The organism is Kiloniella sp. (assembly GCF_048259265.1).
Classification (GTDB): domain Bacteria; phylum Pseudomonadota; class Alphaproteobacteria; order Kiloniellales; family Kiloniellaceae; genus Kiloniella.
In genome coordinates this window covers 1-15,864 of sequence record NZ_JBLXHT010000003.1, presented here as the reverse complement: position 1 = coordinate 15,864, position 15,864 = coordinate 1, and the positions used below count along the sequence as shown (strand labels likewise).

17 protein-coding genes and 1 riboswitch are annotated in these 15,864 nt (G+C 44.2%); of the genes, 6 read left to right on the top strand and 11 right to left on the bottom strand.

Going from position 1 to position 15,864, the window contains the following annotated elements; genetic code table 11:
• Window positions 1–68 precede the first annotated feature (68 nt).
• Both ACN0QW_RS06095 and ACN0QW_RS06090 read right to left on the bottom strand, forming a co-directional pair.
• Window positions 69–533: a GNAT family N-acetyltransferase gene (locus ACN0QW_RS06095; protein ID WP_417429699.1), complete on the bottom strand. Its 465-nt coding sequence runs from the start codon at window positions 531–533 to the stop codon at window positions 69–71.
• 67 nt (window positions 534–600) lie between these two features.
• Window positions 601–2,046 (bottom strand): FAD-binding oxidoreductase, encoded by a 1,446-nt coding sequence (locus tag ACN0QW_RS06090; RefSeq protein ID WP_417429697.1) that lies wholly within the window; start codon window positions 2,044–2,046, stop codon window positions 601–603.
• A gap of 125 nt (window positions 2,047–2,171) precedes the next feature.
• Here ACN0QW_RS06090 and ACN0QW_RS06085 point away from each other — a divergent pair, with 125 nt between their 5' ends.
• Window positions 2,172–2,780 (top strand): HAD family hydrolase, encoded by a 609-nt coding sequence (locus ACN0QW_RS06085; protein WP_417429695.1) that lies wholly within the window; start codon window positions 2,172–2,174, stop codon window positions 2,778–2,780.
• A 19-nt stretch (window positions 2,781–2,799) separates the two neighbouring features.
• On the opposite strand, the gene ACN0QW_RS06080 is transcribed toward ACN0QW_RS06085, so the two are convergent.
• Window positions 2,800–3,852, bottom strand: a complete 1,053-nt coding sequence (locus ACN0QW_RS06080; protein WP_417429693.1) for an L-threonylcarbamoyladenylate synthase — start codon at window positions 3,850–3,852, stop codon at window positions 2,800–2,802.
• Window positions 3,853–3,866: 14 nt separating this feature from the next.
• Complete coding sequence (gene cysQ, locus ACN0QW_RS06075; protein WP_417429691.1) at window positions 3,867–4,724, bottom strand: 3'(2'),5'-bisphosphate nucleotidase CysQ; 858 nt, start codon at window positions 4,722–4,724, stop codon at window positions 3,867–3,869.
• Window positions 4,725–4,967: 243 nt separating this feature from the next.
• Here cysQ and ACN0QW_RS06070 point away from each other — a divergent pair, with 243 nt between their 5' ends.
• The 3 genes from ACN0QW_RS06070 (at window position 4,968) to ACN0QW_RS06060 (ending at window position 7,126) form a co-directional block, all read left to right on the top strand.
• A complete protein-coding gene (locus ACN0QW_RS06070) occupies window positions 4,968–5,600 on the top strand; it encodes a hypothetical protein (protein ID WP_417429689.1) in 633 nt (210 codons plus the stop codon).
• A gap of 149 nt (window positions 5,601–5,749) precedes the next feature.
• Window positions 5,750–6,538: a hypothetical protein gene (locus ACN0QW_RS06065; RefSeq protein ID WP_417429687.1), complete on the top strand. Its 789-nt coding sequence runs from the start codon at window positions 5,750–5,752 to the stop codon at window positions 6,536–6,538.
• A gap of 12 nt (window positions 6,539–6,550) precedes the next feature.
• Window positions 6,551–7,126 (top strand): FlgO family outer membrane protein, encoded by a 576-nt coding sequence (locus ACN0QW_RS06060; RefSeq protein ID WP_417429685.1) that lies wholly within the window; start codon window positions 6,551–6,553, stop codon window positions 7,124–7,126.
• Window positions 7,127–7,208: 82 nt separating this feature from the next.
• Here the strand turns inward: ACN0QW_RS06060 and ACN0QW_RS06055 are convergent, their stop codons facing one another.
• Together ACN0QW_RS06055 and ribB are read right to left on the bottom strand one after the other, a co-directional pair.
• Window positions 7,209–7,694 carry a DUF1203 domain-containing protein gene (locus ACN0QW_RS06055; RefSeq protein WP_417429683.1) on the bottom strand — a complete coding sequence of 162 codons (486 nt, stop codon included), beginning with the start codon at window positions 7,692–7,694 and terminating at the stop codon, window positions 7,209–7,211.
• Window positions 7,695–7,886: 192 nt separating this feature from the next.
• A complete protein-coding gene (ribB, locus tag ACN0QW_RS06050) occupies window positions 7,887–8,576 on the bottom strand; it encodes a 3,4-dihydroxy-2-butanone-4-phosphate synthase (protein WP_417429681.1) in 690 nt (229 codons plus the stop codon).
• Between the two features lie 141 nt (window positions 8,577–8,717).
• Window positions 8,718–8,898, bottom strand: a riboswitch (FMN riboswitch).
• 154 nt (window positions 8,899–9,052) lie between these two features.
• On the opposite strand from ribB, the gene ACN0QW_RS06045 reads away from it, so the two are divergent.
• The gene (locus ACN0QW_RS06045; protein ID WP_417429679.1) at window positions 9,053–9,469 is read left to right on the top strand and encodes a GNAT family acetyltransferase; all 417 of its coding nucleotides are present in this window, start codon (window positions 9,053–9,055) and stop codon (window positions 9,467–9,469) included.
• A gap of 32 nt (window positions 9,470–9,501) precedes the next feature.
• Here the strand turns inward: ACN0QW_RS06045 and map are convergent, their stop codons facing one another.
• From map to ACN0QW_RS06030, 3 genes are all read right to left on the bottom strand, one after another.
• Window positions 9,502–10,296, bottom strand: a complete 795-nt coding sequence (gene map, locus ACN0QW_RS06040) for a type I methionyl aminopeptidase (protein ID WP_417429677.1) — start codon at window positions 10,294–10,296, stop codon at window positions 9,502–9,504.
• On the bottom strand, window positions 10,296–10,550 hold the full coding sequence (locus tag ACN0QW_RS06035) for a ParD-like family protein (RefSeq protein WP_417429675.1): 255 nt from the start codon (window positions 10,548–10,550) through the stop codon (window positions 10,296–10,298). Before ACN0QW_RS06035 ends, map begins: the two co-directional genes overlap by 1 nt.
• Window positions 10,551–10,637: 87 nt before the next feature.
• Window positions 10,638–11,867 (bottom strand): alpha/beta fold hydrolase, encoded by a 1,230-nt coding sequence (locus ACN0QW_RS06030; RefSeq protein WP_417429673.1) that lies wholly within the window; start codon window positions 11,865–11,867, stop codon window positions 10,638–10,640.
• A 269-nt stretch (window positions 11,868–12,136) separates the two neighbouring features.
• Here ACN0QW_RS06030 and yaaA point away from each other — a divergent pair, with 269 nt between their 5' ends.
• On the top strand, window positions 12,137–12,931 hold the full coding sequence (yaaA, locus tag ACN0QW_RS06025; protein WP_417429671.1) for a peroxide stress protein YaaA: 795 nt from the start codon (window positions 12,137–12,139) through the stop codon (window positions 12,929–12,931).
• Window positions 12,932–12,974: 43 nt separating this feature from the next.
• On the opposite strand, the gene ACN0QW_RS06020 is transcribed toward yaaA, so the two are convergent.
• Both ACN0QW_RS06020 and ACN0QW_RS06015 read right to left on the bottom strand, forming a co-directional pair.
• Window positions 12,975–13,154: a hypothetical protein gene (locus ACN0QW_RS06020; protein WP_417429669.1), complete on the bottom strand. Its 180-nt coding sequence runs from the start codon at window positions 13,152–13,154 to the stop codon at window positions 12,975–12,977.
• Between the two features lie 328 nt (window positions 13,155–13,482).
• Window positions 13,483–15,498, bottom strand: coding sequence for an ASKHA domain-containing protein (locus tag ACN0QW_RS06015; RefSeq protein WP_417429667.1), 2,016 nt, complete (start codon window positions 15,496–15,498; stop codon window positions 13,483–13,485).
• Window positions 15,499–15,864: the final 366 nt, after the last annotated feature.

Genomic DNA, 15,864 nt, shown 5'->3' with positions numbered 1-15,864 from the left:
TCAATCGTCCGGGGCTTTTTTTATCTGTTGAATCAGGTATGATTAGGCAGAGTGATGCCCGCTATTGGTTATACAAGAAGTCTATTCATTTTATAGTTTTTAAGGGTTTGTCCCCTGATAGAAACTTCTTGTTCCTCTAGAACTCTGAAACCTTTTCTCTCAAAAAATGGTCGTGCTGTAATGCTGACTTCGGCGAAGATTTCATTCAGGTTGAGAGCTTTGGCTTTGCGCTCTATTTCTTCAAGTAGTTTGTGTCCGATACCAAGACCCTGTTTTTGATAGTGGACATAAAAGCAATCGATGTGTCCTGTGGTTTCAAGTTCTGCAAAACCAACGATGCCGCTATCGTCCTCTGCAACGAAAATAAAATAACCTTTTGTTCTTTCCTGCCAACGATTGAAGTCAAAATTTTCCGGTGCCCACGCATTTATTTGTTCTTGACTATAGTCCTGAATATTTACGTTGTGGACTGTATCGTGGAACAGTTGCAACATCACGGCTGCATCTTCCTCTTTATGGGATCTAATAATCATAACTGAGTACACTTTTTTGAGTAAATTTTACTTATGGGTATTTGTCTACGGACTTGATTTTTGGGTACTAATTTTCTGATATTAACTTTCCCGGATTCATAATGCCCTTGGGATCTAACGTTGTTTTTATGTTTTTCATTAACTGGATTTCCACAGGTGATTTGTAATGCTGGTTTTCATCACGTTTAACGCGACCTATGCCATGTTCAGCTGAAATTGATCCGTTAAAGCTATGTACGATGTCGTGAACAACCCTGTTTACTTCTTCCCAGCGATTCAAATAATCCTGTTTATCCATTTCCAAAGGTTGGGACAGATTGTAGTGAATGTTGCCGTCACCTAAATGTCCAAAGGGGTGAGGTCTGATGCCGGGGATCATTTTCTGAACGGTTTCATTGGCAGTCTTGATAAAGGCTGGTACGGATGAAACAGGTACGGAAATATCGTGTTTTATGGAACCACCTTCTGGTCTTTGGCAGAGTGTGATGTTTTCCCGAAGTAACCAAAAGCTATCGGACTGTGCTTTGTTTTGTGCCAAGACACCATCCTGTACCCAATTTCTTTCAAAGGCTGTTTCCAGATAACTTTCGAAAAGCTCTTGTAGGTTGGAATGGGTGATCGCAACAGAAGCTTCCATCAGAATGTACCAATCATATCGCCCCGCAATAGGATCAACAACACCTTGACCATGTTTAAGAGAGAAATCTATACCAATCCGTGGCAATAGCTCGAAAGAGGTCAACGCATCACCGAGCATTGATTGAGCCAGATTAAGTAAGCGCAGGGCGTCTTCTAGTTCTTTAAGAGCTAAAACAGCAGTTTGTTGCTCTTTTGGTTTTGGAAACAGTTGAAGAACGGCTGCTGTGATAATCCCGAGTGTGCCTTCTGATCCAATGTAGAGCTGTTTCAGGTCATAGCCTGTATTATCCTTTTGCAAGGCCCTAAGGCCATTCCATATTTCACCTGTCGGTGTAACGACTTCTAGGCCCAGTACAAGTTGTCGTGTATTCCCGTAGCGGATGACATTAATGCCGCCGGCATTCGTCGCAATATTCCCGCCAATCTGACAGCTGCCTTCTGCACCTAGGGATAAAGGAAACAGGCGATCATGTTTTGCTGCATATTCTTGTATTGTCTGTAAAATACAGCCGGCTTCGACAATCATGGTGTTATTTACCGGATCAATAGCCCGTATTTTATTCAGGCGGGTGGTGTTAAGTACAATGGCATTATCACCAACAAAGGGTATGCCGCCACTTACAAGCCCGGTATGGCCGCCTTGAGGAACTATTCCGATATTATGTTCTGCACATAGTTTGACTATGTCTGATACTTCCCCTGCTGTTTTGGGGGTTACAACCAAAGATGTTTCCCCGACAAAACGCCCCCGTTGTTCAACCATATACGGGGCAATGTCATCAAGGTTGCTAATCATCGCCTTGGCGCCGATAGCTGTTTCCAGATCAGACAGGAATTTTTTTGGAAGCTTCGGAGAAATATTTTTGTCGGTCATTATTTTGACAGGATTTCTTGCAAGGTTGATTGATAAGGGATTGCTTAAGCCTAAATCTCTTTTCTCTGGGGGGCCAGAAATATTCTTTTACCCGTTTGTTCTAACATATTTTTTTCGAGAGATTCATGATGAAAAATGTCGTTTTCGATTTTGGTGGTGTGCTTATTGATTGGAATTTGCGTTATCTTTACCAGTCAGAATTTTCCAGCATAGAAGAAATGGAGCGTTTCTTACGCAACGTCTTTACATTTGAGGCAAATCACAGGTTGGATGCCGGGGAACGCTTTTCCAGTGTCATTGGTGAGTTGCAGGGGAAATTTCCGGAATATAAAGATGCGCTCGCCCTGTTATTGACAAGATGGCCCGATACACTTGGGGATGAAATCACAGGAACGGTTGAAACACTTGAAAAACTTCATGTCCAACAGACGCCGCTTTATGGTTTAACAAACTGGTCGGAAGAGACATTTCCTTACGCTCAAAAACGCTTTCCCTTTTTACAGTATTTCAAAGGCATAACGGTCTCTGGCACTGTTAAACTGGCAAAACCGGACCCAAGGATTTATCACCGTTTGTTATCTGATTTTTCTTTAAAAGCGGAAGAGTGCGTTTTTATTGATGACCGTGAAGATAATATTATGGTTGCCAAGGATTTGGGGTTCAAAGCTATCCATTTCACAGAACCAGCACTCATGAATAAAGCGTTGCAAGAGTTCGGGGTTTTAAAAGGCTAGATAGATTTAAAGGGTGTATCTACTTGGGGGCAGCCGCGCGTTTTAGTCGATCATTAATTGCAAGGCCCAAACCCGTATCGGGGATTGGCATGACGGCAATACCACTTATTCCTTGATTTTGATCTAGTTCATGAAGGGCTGCAAAAAGATTGGCTGCTGCCTCTAACAAATCGCCTTCTTCACTTAGGTTTAGGCAACATGATGAACCTAACAATGGTTTGTTGCCAAAGGCGAGTAGGGCTTCATCTCCTGCTACTTCTGTAGCGTTTAACCGTAACGGGAGTGTGGGGGCGTAATGGCTTTTCAAAAGGCCGGGGGATTTAAGCGGATTCTGTGTTTGGCATGTATCTTCTGTTGTTGGTGTCTCAGATGAAACTTGTTGCTCTGCTTTGCTTTCCATTAAGGATTTGCCAAGTTGGATGGAGCCTATAACAGTTTCTATCTCTTCCTTGGTAATATTCCCCGGGCGAAGAAGCACGGGAATGTCTCCTGTTAAATCAATGACTGTTGATTCAAGTCCAACTGCGCAAGCTGTGTCTTTGCCATCTAGGATACAGGATACTTTGTTTCCTAATGAATAGGCGACATGTTCCGATTTTGTCGGACTTATCTTGCCGGATGCATTAGCGCTGGGGGCTGCCAGCGGAAGGCCTGATTGCTTGAGTAAAGCATGGGCGATTGAGTGGCCTGGTACACGCACAGCAAGGCTGGGTAAACCAGCAGAACAAAGTTCAGCAATATCGCAGTTTTCTGTTCTGGGTAAAACCAGCGTTAAAGGACCCGGCCAGAAGACTTGGGCAAGCTTTTCCGCCTTTGTATTAAAGACGACCCGTTTTTGGGCCTCTGATAAATCATGGAAATGAACGATCAAAGGATTGAAGCTTGGTCTGCCCTTTGCTTCATATATAGATGCACAGGCTTTTGGGTTTGTTGCATCAGCCCCAAGCCCATAAACAGTCTCTGTTGGGAATGCGACCAGTTCACCCGAACGCAGCAAGTTGCAAGCATTCACTAACCCTGCTTGGTCTGCATTAAAGATATTTGGATATCTGTTTTCGGAAACTGATTCCATCGGATTAAATCTGTTTACGTTTCTTCTGTGGAAAGGTCTTCGTCAGATAAATCAAAACCGGCATCCAGATGTTCGCCTTCGGCAACAAAATACGGATTTCGGAAATTGAATTTTCCATAGGTCAAAGGATCTCCATCTGCATCACTCAGATGTCCTCCGGCAGCAAGAAGAACAGCATGCGCTGCGGCCGTATCCCATTCCATTGTGGGACCAAAACGTGGATAAAGATCTGCTCTGCCAGCTGCGATTAAACAAATTTTAAGGGAAGAACCAGCACTAATTTGTTCGTGGATTTTACGGGTTTTTAAGAAGGCATTTAAGTCGTCGTTATCACCATGGCGTCGGCTAGCGACAACGGTGGCTCCTTCGGCAGGAATTGAACGTACCTGAGCGACAACTGGCTCGTATCCTTCTTCAAAGAAAACACAGATATCCGCAGATACCCAGGTTAATCCTTTTGCAGGAGCATGGACAACGCCTGCAACGGGGATGCCGTTTTCGATCAGGCCGATGTTAACGGTGAATTCACCGTTTTTGTTGATAAATTCTTTTGTGCCATCAACAGGATCAACCAGCCAAAATAACCCATTGTCAATTTCAGGCGTTTCGCCTGCGGAGGCAGCTTCTTCTGAAACGACGGGAATATCTGGTGTTACAGTATTCAATGCACCGAGAATAAATGCTTCCGCAGCTTTATCGGCTTCGGTGACGGGGGAGGAGTCATCCTTTTCCTCTACCTCAATTCCGGAAGGCCTGTTGTAAATTTCCATAATGATCTCACCCGCCCGTTGAGCAATCATGAGCAGCGCATTCATCAAATCACGATTGTCGTCGTGAACAGGAATTTCTGTTGGAATTTGCAGCTGGCTCATTGGTTTCTCCTTGGGTGAGCTGTCAATTATAGCTCTGATATATCGTTATCAGTCTCTACAAGATGAAGCTGGTAGCTTATCTGTCTTGCACTGTCTAGAATTTTACATGGATAACTGCGGATCTCTTAGGAAATATCGTCATAAAATTATCTCGTTCAACCTTTCTGTGTCGATATCTTGTTGCAATCGATGGTGCCTAGTGGCATTTCTGCGGCTGATATTTTTACCTTGATGGAGTTTTCTGTGTCCAAAAGCTTATTGATTTCTGGAATGTTCTTGTTGCTAGCAATCACGGGTTGCAATGTTACAAAACCATCAGAGAAAGCTTTGTCTCACCTGTCGACCTCTTATGATGTTGATGAAGTCGGTTACTGTTACGGTCATGGGTGTCAGCACAAGGGCCTGGTTTCATTGAATGAAGGTCAGTGGCTTGAGATACAGAAATTATTTAAAGCGAAAGAACTTTCACCTGCCGAAGAACGGCAGGCGATAACAGTTGCCATCGGACGTATAGAAGCAATTGCAGGTCAGCAAAACGGTACTGATAAAGATAAAGCTGGCACCTTTATGGGGGACGTTGGTGATCAGCAACTGGATTGCATTGATGAAGCCGTGAATGCCTCTAATTTTATCTCTCTGATAGAGAGAGATGGCCTATTGAAATATCATGCATTGAGAGAGCCGATGTTACGAAGCTGGGTTAACGGTAATATACTTCATGCGACGGCAGTGCTAGAACAAGTCGCAGGGAATAATAATGCTGTATCCAATATGTGGTCTGTCGATAGTTCCTTTTTTAAGAACGGTGAAAAAGCAACTGTATCCCCACTAGAACAGTGGCAAACTGGCTGGGTGCCAGAGGGCGGCGTGAACTGATTTTCGTTGAACTTTCAATTTGATGCATAATTGAATTAAGTTTCATCTGAAAATTAACGGTACAGAAAGAGTTTATCGGTAAACAGGTGTTAGGCATAAGTATGAATGTCTAACATTGCCGTGTGTTGAATCTGTATTGGAGATGCTTCATGTTGAAGCCAGCCGTGATACTTTTGGTTATTGCCAGCTTTACTTTGTCTGCTTGTGGAAAGCCTTGGGTGAAGCGTGATCAAGAGCCTCAAACGACCCACAGCCAATACAAAGTTCTTACCTGGAATGACTGGAATCTTCTGGGACAGAGATCTTCAACACGCATTGTGTCCGATTTATCTGCAATGCCTGACTTTGGGGTTTCGCCTGTTATAGAGGCCGCGTCGTCTGGTGGGAAAGAGAAGACGTCGTCAAGCTATTCATCGCCTAAACCTTTCTATGTTCAACCTGGCCCGTTTGATATGCCCTTTAGTCGCGCATTTAAACGCATTCTTGAAAATGAACTTCTGGCAAAAGGCGTTCCTGTTGTTTCCTCTCCCAAAGATGCGATCATCGTAAATTATCAAGTACAAAGCTTTTTCTATGATGATAAGGGGTATCGTTTGCCTGCATCGCCTGAATCTGTTTTTGGTCTGGCCACTGCTATTGGTATTCGAGAGTACGGGACTTGGGGATCTTTGAGTACAATTGGTGCTGGATTGGTTGCAACGGAACTCGTTCGTGGATTAATTGATTATGGCGCCGTTACAGATGCTGAATTGGTGTTGACGACATCAGTTTCTCATGGCGCAGAATTGGTTCACCAGAAATCAGAAGTCCTTTATATTCGTCCGGAAGAGCTTTCTTTGTATATGACAAGTTTACCAGCAGATCGCCCAACACGAGCTACGCTCACAGGGCCGGAAGAAAAATTACCTGTGCAAACCATCGCCATTGTGACGCAGTAGGGAGTTATGATTATGAAACATTTTTTTCTGTCGACTGCGCTGATAATTGGATTAGCTGGTTGTTCACCGCAATCTCTTAATGTGTATAGCGAACCCGTTGAAAAACCGAAGACAACTGTTGAATTGTTGCCAGAGGTTTATAGGGCTGCTGATACCTTGGTAATGACATCTAACCAAGTGTTGGATCAGAATGCGTCTGTTCTTGTCTCGTCGATTGTTGATATTGATGCGCTGGAGACCAGTTCAACATTTGGACGTACAGTTGGTGAGCAGCTTTCCGGACGTATTGCACAATTAGGCTATAGTGTTTCAGAGGTTAAAATGCGGGACTCGCTGGCCGTTCGTCCAAGACAAGGTGAGTTGATGCTTTCCCGGGATCTTGCATTTTTGGCTGGTCGTCAAAATGCTCAGGCTGTTTTAACCGGAACTTACTCTATCAGCGAACATAGTGTTTTTGTTAATCTGCGCTTACTTCGCGCCGGGGATGGCCGCGTCCTATCTGCAACCGATTTCCGAATTGAAAAAGATGCTGATATAGCATCTATGCTACCTAAGAAAACCAATGGCGGATGGGTGCTCGTTCAATAGCAAGGTCTGTTCGCTCAAAAACTAAAGCCCTGTGTTAACACAGGGCTTTTAATATTTCAGGATGATCAGATCGACATGAAAATTAGGCACGTTCAATGCGACATGTAAAACAATTGTTTGTCGCTGATCGTGCATGTATGTAGGCAACATTATCTGCTTCGAACATCCTCAATGCTTCTTCTTCAATATCTAATGATTTGATGGTTTTTCCTGTGCCATAAACAATCCTGTTTTCGCTGTTGTATCCCCGAATAAGAGTGATTCCCTGCGATTTTATATTATCTGGTATTTTCCCGTTGCTCTGTTGAGAGGCACAAGCTTTCTTGTGTAGGAAAATAGGGCCGGATTCTGCATAAGGTTGTTTGTCAGGAAAGGGACGATAGGCAACCACCAGAACTTCTTCATTCTTATCTATGCCTTTCAAGCAATGGCGACAAGGAAACCCGTTGCCATCTGAAACCATTGTCTCTGGCACGTGTCCATTTTCATCCTTGCCACCGGATTGAAGATGTCGTGCATGTTCTGTTGGTATTGCAATAAACTGAATGTTTGTTGGTTTCTCTGACATTGTTACCTCCATAAATTGATACAGGGATGGGGTAACGGATAAAGGCTCGTTCAGAATATCTGATTCTTGCCCTGTAATTCAATAAAGGGGTAATTCAATAGAGGGGTAATTCAATAAAGATAACCCAGAAAAGAAAGAGGCCCCTTAAAAATAAGAGACCTCCTTGTCGTGATAAGCATGAATTACTGTTATTTACACAGCCATTGCAGCTGTTTCTGTTTTCTTGCGATACAAGATAATATCGTCAATAGAGACAACAGGTAGATTGTGTTTTTGCCCGAACTCAATAATTTCAGGTAGGCGGGCCATTGTGCCATCGGGGTTGGTCACTTCACATAGAACCCCGGCTGGCTTCCACCCCGCCATAGCTGATAGGTCACAGGTAGCTTCTGTATGTCCTTGACGTGTGAGAACCCCGCCAGCCATGGCGCGCAACGGGAAGACATGACCAGGACGGGCCAAATCGTCAGGTTTACAGTCGTCAGCAATTGCGGTTTTGACTGTTGTAACACGGTCGGCTGCGGATACACCGGTGGTAACCCCAACCTTTGCTTCGATGGTAACCGTAAAGCCAGTTCCCATTGACGAGTTGTTGTCCTGTACCATTTGCGGCAAATCAAGACTACGAAGTTTTTCGTCCGTCATACAAAGGCATACGATACCGCTACATTCGCGAATAAGCATTGCCATCTGTTCATTCGTCAGTGTCTCAGCAGCGAAAATGAGATCGCCTTCATTTTCTCTATCTTCGTCATCAACGACAAGGACACCTTTACCAGCACGCATGAAAGTAAGAGCTTTTTCAACTCTTTCATACGGCGTACCGAACTGCGCCAGCAGAGACTGGTGGCTATTATTATGATCATTTGCGATCTGATTCATGGTTGTCACTCCTAATAAGCGGCGTAACCAGAATCAGGGCGTGTTCAGAAAGGGCGAATGATTAATATCTGCGAGATACACAGCTCGACACAACTCATCCGCACACGCAGAACAAACAGGCTTACCACCATGTTTATTCCTGCCTATCCTCTCCCATCCGGACTGTTACCGTCGGCTCTGGAGTTTCACCAGATCTGCTGACCCCTTGGTTTTCGATCCCGAAAGATCTTAAAGCCAAGGGCGCTCGCGGGCTTCTTTCTTCTGCGTATTGCGTTCAAAAGTTACCGCCGGTCGGGAATTTCACCCTGCCCTGAGAACAAGCGCCTAATTGCACATACTTAAAAGAATCTTCTTTCAAGTATGGTAACCCTAGACCAATATCTTTGATCTAGGCAAGTCGGAAACCGCCAACTTTGACAAAATATGCGACTTGTGAAAGCAAGCATTCGCTTGAGCTGTCCAATAAAGAGGAAATTATGGATATCAGGTCTTATCGCCCAGAAGACAGGGCAGGGGTAATCCGTTTATGGGAAGAAGATGATCCCAATCCGTCGCTTTGGAATAAAGCGACGGATATTTTGGATAGTAAAGAAAGCTATCAACCCGGCTTACTCTTTGTTGCAGCAGACGGCGATACGATTGTCGGTACGACTATGGCCGGGTATGACGGCCGTCGAGGCTGGATATATAGTGTTGTTGTCACGCCGAGCCATCGACGAAAAGGTATTGCCAGTAAGTTACTTGCTCTTGCCGAAAAAGCACTTGCTTCTCTCGGGTGTACGAAATTGAATTTACAAGTACGCGATGGCAATAAAGGGGCTGTTAAGCTATATCAAAGCCTTGGCTACAGCATTGAACCTCGCGTTAGTATGGGGAAGAGGTTAGGTGATTAAGTTGTTATTTATGGCATCGCCATCAACATTATTTATGACGTTGTCTTTGGGATAAACTCTTTCTCTTCATCGCGATAGGTCAAGATCTCACATCCGGTTGATGTGACCAGTACTGTGTGTTCGCATTGGGCTGATAAGCGTCGATCTTTTGTTGACACTGTCCAACCATCAGGGTGCTGCCGTATGGCCGCCTTACCCTGATTGATCATGGGCTCAATCGTAAAGGTCATACCTTCTTTGAGAACAATACCTTCACCTGCATTCCCGTAATGTCTGACTTCTGGCGGTTCATGCATCTCTGCGCCGATACCGTGGCCACAAAATTCTTGTACAACCGAGTAACCGTTCTTTTCAGCTAGGGTTTGGATTGTAAATCCTATATCGCCAAAAGTTTTTCCGGGTTTAACAATGCGTATCGCCTGATATAAGCATTCTCGCGTGATATCAATTAGCTTTTGTGCATGAGGCTGGATTTTACCAACAGCAAACATCTTACTGCTATCACCGTAGTAACCATTTTTAAGAACGGTTAAATCGACGTTGATGATATCGCCTTTTTTCAGCTTTGCAGTTTTTGATGGTATGCCGTGGCATATAACATGATTAACGGATGTATTAACGGCAAAAGGATAGTCGTATTGCCCTTTGCTTCCCAGAGTAGCATTGATTTGATTTTGGATGAAATCGTCACAAAAATCATTGATCTCCATCGTTGAGATCCCTGGTGTGATGATGCTTTCGACTTCTTCTAGGACTTTGGCCGTAAGTGCGCCAGAAACACGCATTTTATTAATCTCAGTTGCGGTTTTAATGACGGGTTGTTGCATTATTTGTCAGTTCCCGTTACCCGGCTATTCGGGGCTTTTCGCGTAGGTGTGTTCTGATTTTCCGGTTGAGTGGATTGTTCCGCTTCTTTGAGGAGCAGTGACAGAATTTCACCGTAATTAAGCCCCGGGTTTCTTTCCGCAAGCATACCAACTTTCATCCAATGTTCTGCCTGAGCATTGATTGATCTGGTCATAGCTTTGCTCGCGACACGAATGTTTTCGTGTATTTCGCTGGATACCTTCACAATTCCCATTTAACGAATCCATATATGTTTTATATATGAAATGCATACAATGTGGGGTGAAAGCTTTCAAGCGACATCGTTGTTTAATCAGTCAACTCACTCTTTGTGCGTAAGGTTATCCTGTACAACAATCTTATTCTCAAGTGTCTTATGAACGGGACATTTTCCGGCTATTTGTAACAAACGCTGACGTTGCTCGTCTGTAAGTTCTTCACCTATTAACGTTATGTTACGGGTAATGAGATCTATTTGCTGTCCTGATTGTTCGCACTCAGCGCTGTCTTGGCAATGTTCCCGAGAGTGAGAAAGCTCTACGTCGAGATCTTCCAGAGGCCATTTTTTATGGTTGGCGTACATTCTAATTGTCATAGAAGTACAGGTGCCCAGTGCTGCCAATAACATTTCATATGGATCTGGTCCCAGATTGCCACCGCCCATTGCCAGGGGCTCATCTGCGAGCCAGTTGTGATGGTCTGTTTTTATGTGTCTTAAAAAATTTTTGTTTTCTTCTTTAATAATGACGTGTCCTTTTTCTGGTGACGGCAGGCTTTCTTTATGGGAAGGGGGGGGTGATACATAACGTTCTACCCAAGCGGCGATTGTATGACCAACATAGGTCGCATCGGCAGCATTGGTTAGTAGATGATCGGCCTGATCAAGCGAAATAAAGCTTCTGGGATGTTTGGCTGCCGTAAAAATCTTACTCGCTTCATCAATGCTGACAGTCGTATCGCGGGGTGAATGAAAAACCAACAGGGCTTTACCCAGGTTACTGATGTGCTCTTTCATATTGTGGTTAGAGATATCGGTCAGGAACTGCTTGGTTATGTTAAATGTTCTGGCCCCGAGCTTAACGGGGGCTACGCCTTTCTTTTCAATCGTTTCTACCTGATCTGAGAAAAGATGACTTACATGTTCAGGATCACTTGGTGCGCCGATCGTGATTACGGCTTGGGCTTCGGGTATATGGCCCGCAGCAGCAAGAACAGCAGCACCACCCAGACTATGACCTATTAAAAGGCTTGGGGTCTGGTATTGTTCTTTGAGTAATTCAGATGCCGAAATTAAATCTGAAACGTTGGATGAAAAGTTAGTGTTGCCAAAGTCACCGTTGCTACCGCCTAGACCGGTGAAGTCAAACCGGAACACGGCAAATCCTTTTTCGACAAGACTACGGCTAATTCTTGTGGCTGCAGGAATGTCTTTCCCACAAGAAAAGCAATGTGCAAAGAGAGCATAACCCAGTGGTTTCTGATCTGGCAATTCAAGAGCTCCTGAAAGAGCATTACCTTGAGAGTTTTCAAATGTAAGCTTAAGCCGCTGCATGAGGTCATCCGTCGAACGTTTGTAGATTAATTAAACAAGCCAAGCCCAGTATTTGCCAAGCCCAGTATACTATCATACCCAGTATACTATCATATCCAGCAGAGTATCATGCGATGAGCATTTTTGATTGTAAGCTTTTGGTGAGTAATTGTGATCAGAATAAGGCCGAAAAAAATAGCTAAAAGGGGGATATGGTTCTTGTTTGTTGATGCTTTAGTTCTTACGTTATAAAACCAAATCAACTTTTTTATTTGAATGCCGAGGTTCTCATGTTAGCTGTTGTTTCTCCTGCCAAAAAACTAGACGAGAGTGCAGCTAAGACAGATTTTTTGACTTCTCAGCCTGTCTTTGAGGACCAGATACAAGATCTTCTTTCTGTGACGAAAGATTTAACCCGTGCAGACCTTAGAAATCTGATGGGTATTAGTGAAAATCTGGCAGATCTAAATTATCAGCGCTACCGTCAGTTTTCTTTTCCTTTTAGCTTGGATAACGCAAAAGTAGCGGTAGATACCTTTAAGGGAGATACCTATGTTGGCCTGGACGCGGCAAGCCTTAGTAATGATGAATTAAAGTATGCTCAGAACCACCTGCGTATTCTTTCGGGGCTTTACGGACTACTTCGTCCTTTGGATCTTATGCAGCCCTATCGTTTGGAAATGGGAACAAAACTTCGTAATCCCCATGGTGAAGACCTGTATGATTTTTGGGGTGATAAAATTACCAAAGAACTGAGTAAACAGCTTGCTGAACAAGATGATAAAGTCTTGGTTAATGTTGCTTCCAATGAATATTTTAAAGCTGTTCGGGTCAAAAACTTAGAGGGAACCGTCATTACCCCTGTCTTTAAAGAAATTAAGGATGGTGTGGCCAAAATAATTAGTTTTTCTGCTAAACGTGCGCGTGGAATGATGGCCCGATACATGATTCAGGAGCGAATAGACAAAGTGGAAGGGTTGAAAGATTTTACGGCTGGCGGGTATTCTTATCGGTCTGATCTTTCGAGTACATCAGAGTTTGTTTTTACGCGTGACACGGTAAAGCGTAAAAACTTGTTTCCCTAGTTCAGTAATATTAGCGATGCTAATATAATATTAAGAACAGATCTTAGTGTGTTGTTTGTAGCGTCTGGACTTGCTCTTTAATTATCTTTAGAGCGCCTTTAAATCCGTGCTTTTCAAGCTGATAGGCAATAACACCACCATAGGCACGTTTGCTTATCCCAAAAGTCTGGTGTGTGATGTTATCCTCAGCAAGACGGTTTTCAAGTTGTTCTGTTGATGGCATATCTTTGCCTCCCTTCTTTCGTCGTGGATATAGATAACTCAAGACGAAAATCATAGATGCCTTGCCTGTGACATTCTCTAACTCATACGTTCAGTATACAGTATTTAATAGTTAATGAAAAGTTAATTTGTTAATGTTTATTAATTCTTGTGTCTAAAATGTGTTTGAGCGATCATTTTAGGCGGAAACTTTAAAGCGATATTTCTTTTTAATTACCATTTTTTGAAAAGTCTGGTTATGGATACCAAAAAGGGCGAATTTAATTCGCCCTTTTATTGTACTCAGTTCTTTTGGTTTACTTGTCAGCAAGAAGTATTAGTCTTGTCTTTTAGCGTCTGCGCCTTCTTCTTCGTCCACCTTCTCCTGATCCCTCAGCCGAAGGTGTGCCGACTTTTCTCTCTGGAAGGTTAACCACTTTTGCTAGATTAACAAATTCGTCAATTGTATTGGGCAGCCCCATGGCATTAACAAAGTGTTCCTGGAATTTTGGCTCGACCGCTGTTTCAATTTTTTCAACACGTCGAACAACATCTTCGATTTCTTTGCGTGCCGCCTTATTGAGCAGGGCAATACGTGCACCCGTTCCTGCTGCATTTCCAGCTGATTTAACCCGTTCAAGATCACAATCAGGTATCAGACCGATTACCATGGCGTACTTAACGTCAATGTGGCTACCAAAAGCACCGGCAAGTTGAATGCGGTCAATGCTTTCGACGCCTAGTTTCTCCATTAGCAATTTGACCCCGGCATAAAGGGCTGATTTTGCTAATTGGATGGCCCTAACATCTGTCTGGGTTACTGTGATCAAAGGTTCGTTCTTACTGATGACATAGTCATAAGTTTTGCCGTTAGACTTAACTCGTGGGGATTTTTCAGACAGTGATCCATCAATGATACCGTCCGTCTGGATAATCCCTGCGAGGAACATTTCGCCGATCGCTTCGATAATACCTGATCCACAGATACCGGTAACGCCAGTTGATTTTGTTTGCTCGGCAAAGCCGTCCTCATCCGACCAGAGATCACAGCCAATTACTCTGTATCTTGGCTCCAGCGTTTCAGGGTTAATTCTTATGCGCTCTATGGCACCGGGAGCTGCCCGTTGTCCGCTTGTAATTTGCGCGCCTTCGAAGGCTGGGCCTGTTGGTGAAGAACAAGCAAGCAACCTGTCTTTATTACCAAGAACAATCTCGGCATTGGTGCCGACATCGCAGATCAATGTAACCTCTTCCTGAAGGTGAGGGCCTTCGGAGAGAATAACGCCCGCTGTATCGGCACCAACATGGCCTGCGATACAGGGAAGAATGTAAACACGGCCATCCGGGCTGATGTTCAACCCAAGTTCCTTGGCATAGAGATTAATGGATGAATTCAATGTAAGGGCGAAGGGGGCTCCGCCAAGCTCGGTTGGATCAATGCCGAGCAAAAGGTGATGCATGACGGGATTGCCCACAAAAGTCATACTGAGAATATCGGTCCGTTCAATTTTACCTTCTTCTGCAACTACACCGATGATAATATCAAGTGCCTCTCGAACGGCTACAGTCATTTCCCTATCGCCGCCCGGGTTCATCATGACGTATGAGACACGGCTCATAAGGTCTTCCCCGAAACGAATTTGAGGGTTCATGATGCCGGAAGACGCTGTTACTTTACCTGTTTGTAAATCACACAGATGAGCCGCAATAGTGGTTGACCCCAAATCAACGGCAATGCCAAATGCATTTTCTTTATAGCCGGGCCAAACGGCGATGATTGCTTTTTCGTTCTCAACCGCAACAGTTACCTGCCATTTCCCTTTTCTTAACGCAGGTTGTAGTGTTTGTAGTGTGCGAAGCTCACAGTGTAATTCCTTTAGACCCCATTGCGCTTCAAGTGCATCCTCTAAGCGTTCCAAGTCGCCTGACGGATGGTGCATATCTGGTTCTGCAACTTCGACATAATGCAGGCGAATGGGGGGATCGATTTCTATTTCACGAACATCAGCACGTTTACGTACGACTTGTTTATGGACTTGGCTTTCAGCCGGAACATCAATCAGAAGATCGCCTTCGATCATAGCTTGGCATGATAAGCGGCGTCCTTCTTTCATTCCCTTTTTACTGGCATAGCGTTCTTCGACACTGGAAAAGCCGGTCATGTTGGAACAAGAGCTTACAATTTTGTGTTTTGCAAATTCCCCTTCGCCGGCTTGAACCTGACAGCGTCCACAAATTCCGCGACCACCACAGACAGAATCAATATCAACACCCAAGCTACGCGCCGCTGTTAAGACAGGCGTTCCGATCGGAAAATCACCACGTCGACCAGAAGGGGTAAATACGATATGTACATTCTTTGCCACGGATCTCTCCTTGTTCCTTTGCCCCTTGTTAGCGTTCTTATCCGTGTTGGCGTATGACGCGTGGGGCTTTGTGTTTAACTTTAGGATCTTTGTTGGAAATAGGGAAACTATAACCGAGACTAAAGCGAATTGTTTTTAAGTAAAAAGGCCCCCTTCGTAAATAAAATGAAGAGAGCCTTTTAATAAATACCAACTGTTCGCTGGAACTCGTTAGGCCCGTTTGCGCCTGTTGCGGCGTTCTCCACGTGCACTAACCTGACCTTCTGGGGCTGGCTCGCGGTATTTAGCGATCCACTTCAGGCAATCCTGATCTTTTGCAAGCAGAACGTCAGAAGCACGGATACCGGCCAGTTCTTCTTCGTGTAA

What these genes read in the sequence shown, in the direction of transcription:
- ACN0QW_RS06085 (WP_417429695.1), top strand. Translation starts at nt 2,172, where the DNA reads ATGATGAAAAATGTCGTTTTCGATTTTGGTGGTGTGCTTATTGATTGG.
- ACN0QW_RS06045 (WP_417429679.1), top strand. Translation starts at nt 9,053, where the DNA reads ATGGATATCAGGTCTTATCGCCCAGAAGACAGGGCAGGGGTAATCCGT.
- ribB (WP_417429681.1), bottom strand. Translation starts at nt 8,576, where the DNA reads ATGAATCAGATCGCAAATGATCATAATAATAGCCACCAGTCTCTGCTG.
- ACN0QW_RS06055 (WP_417429683.1), bottom strand. Translation starts at nt 7,694, where the DNA reads ATGTCAGAGAAACCAACAAACATTCAGTTTATTGCAATACCAACAGAA.
- ACN0QW_RS06090 (WP_417429697.1), bottom strand. Translation starts at nt 2,046, where the DNA reads ATGACCGACAAAAATATTTCTCCGAAGCTTCCAAAAAAATTCCTGTCT.
- ACN0QW_RS06065 (WP_417429687.1), top strand. Translation starts at nt 5,750, where the DNA reads ATGTTGAAGCCAGCCGTGATACTTTTGGTTATTGCCAGCTTTACTTTG.
- ACN0QW_RS06095 (WP_417429699.1), bottom strand. Translation starts at nt 533, where the DNA reads ATGATTATTAGATCCCATAAAGAGGAAGATGCAGCCGTGATGTTGCAA.
- ACN0QW_RS06020 (WP_417429669.1), bottom strand. Translation starts at nt 13,154, where the DNA reads ATGCCATCAACAGAACAACTTGAAAACCGTCTTGCTGAGGATAACATC.
- map (WP_417429677.1), bottom strand. Translation starts at nt 10,296, where the DNA reads ATGCAACAACCCGTCATTAAAACCGCAACTGAGATTAATAAAATGCGT.
- ACN0QW_RS06035 (WP_417429675.1), bottom strand. Translation starts at nt 10,550, where the DNA reads ATGGGAATTGTGAAGGTATCCAGCGAAATACACGAAAACATTCGTGTC.
- ACN0QW_RS06060 (WP_417429685.1), top strand. Translation starts at nt 6,551, where the DNA reads ATGAAACATTTTTTTCTGTCGACTGCGCTGATAATTGGATTAGCTGGT.
- yaaA (WP_417429671.1), top strand. Translation starts at nt 12,137, where the DNA reads ATGTTAGCTGTTGTTTCTCCTGCCAAAAAACTAGACGAGAGTGCAGCT.
- ACN0QW_RS06030 (WP_417429673.1), bottom strand. Translation starts at nt 11,867, where the DNA reads ATGCAGCGGCTTAAGCTTACATTTGAAAACTCTCAAGGTAATGCTCTT.
- ACN0QW_RS06080 (WP_417429693.1), bottom strand. Translation starts at nt 3,852, where the DNA reads ATGGAATCAGTTTCCGAAAACAGATATCCAAATATCTTTAATGCAGAC.
- cysQ (WP_417429691.1), bottom strand. Translation starts at nt 4,724, where the DNA reads ATGAGCCAGCTGCAAATTCCAACAGAAATTCCTGTTCACGACGACAAT.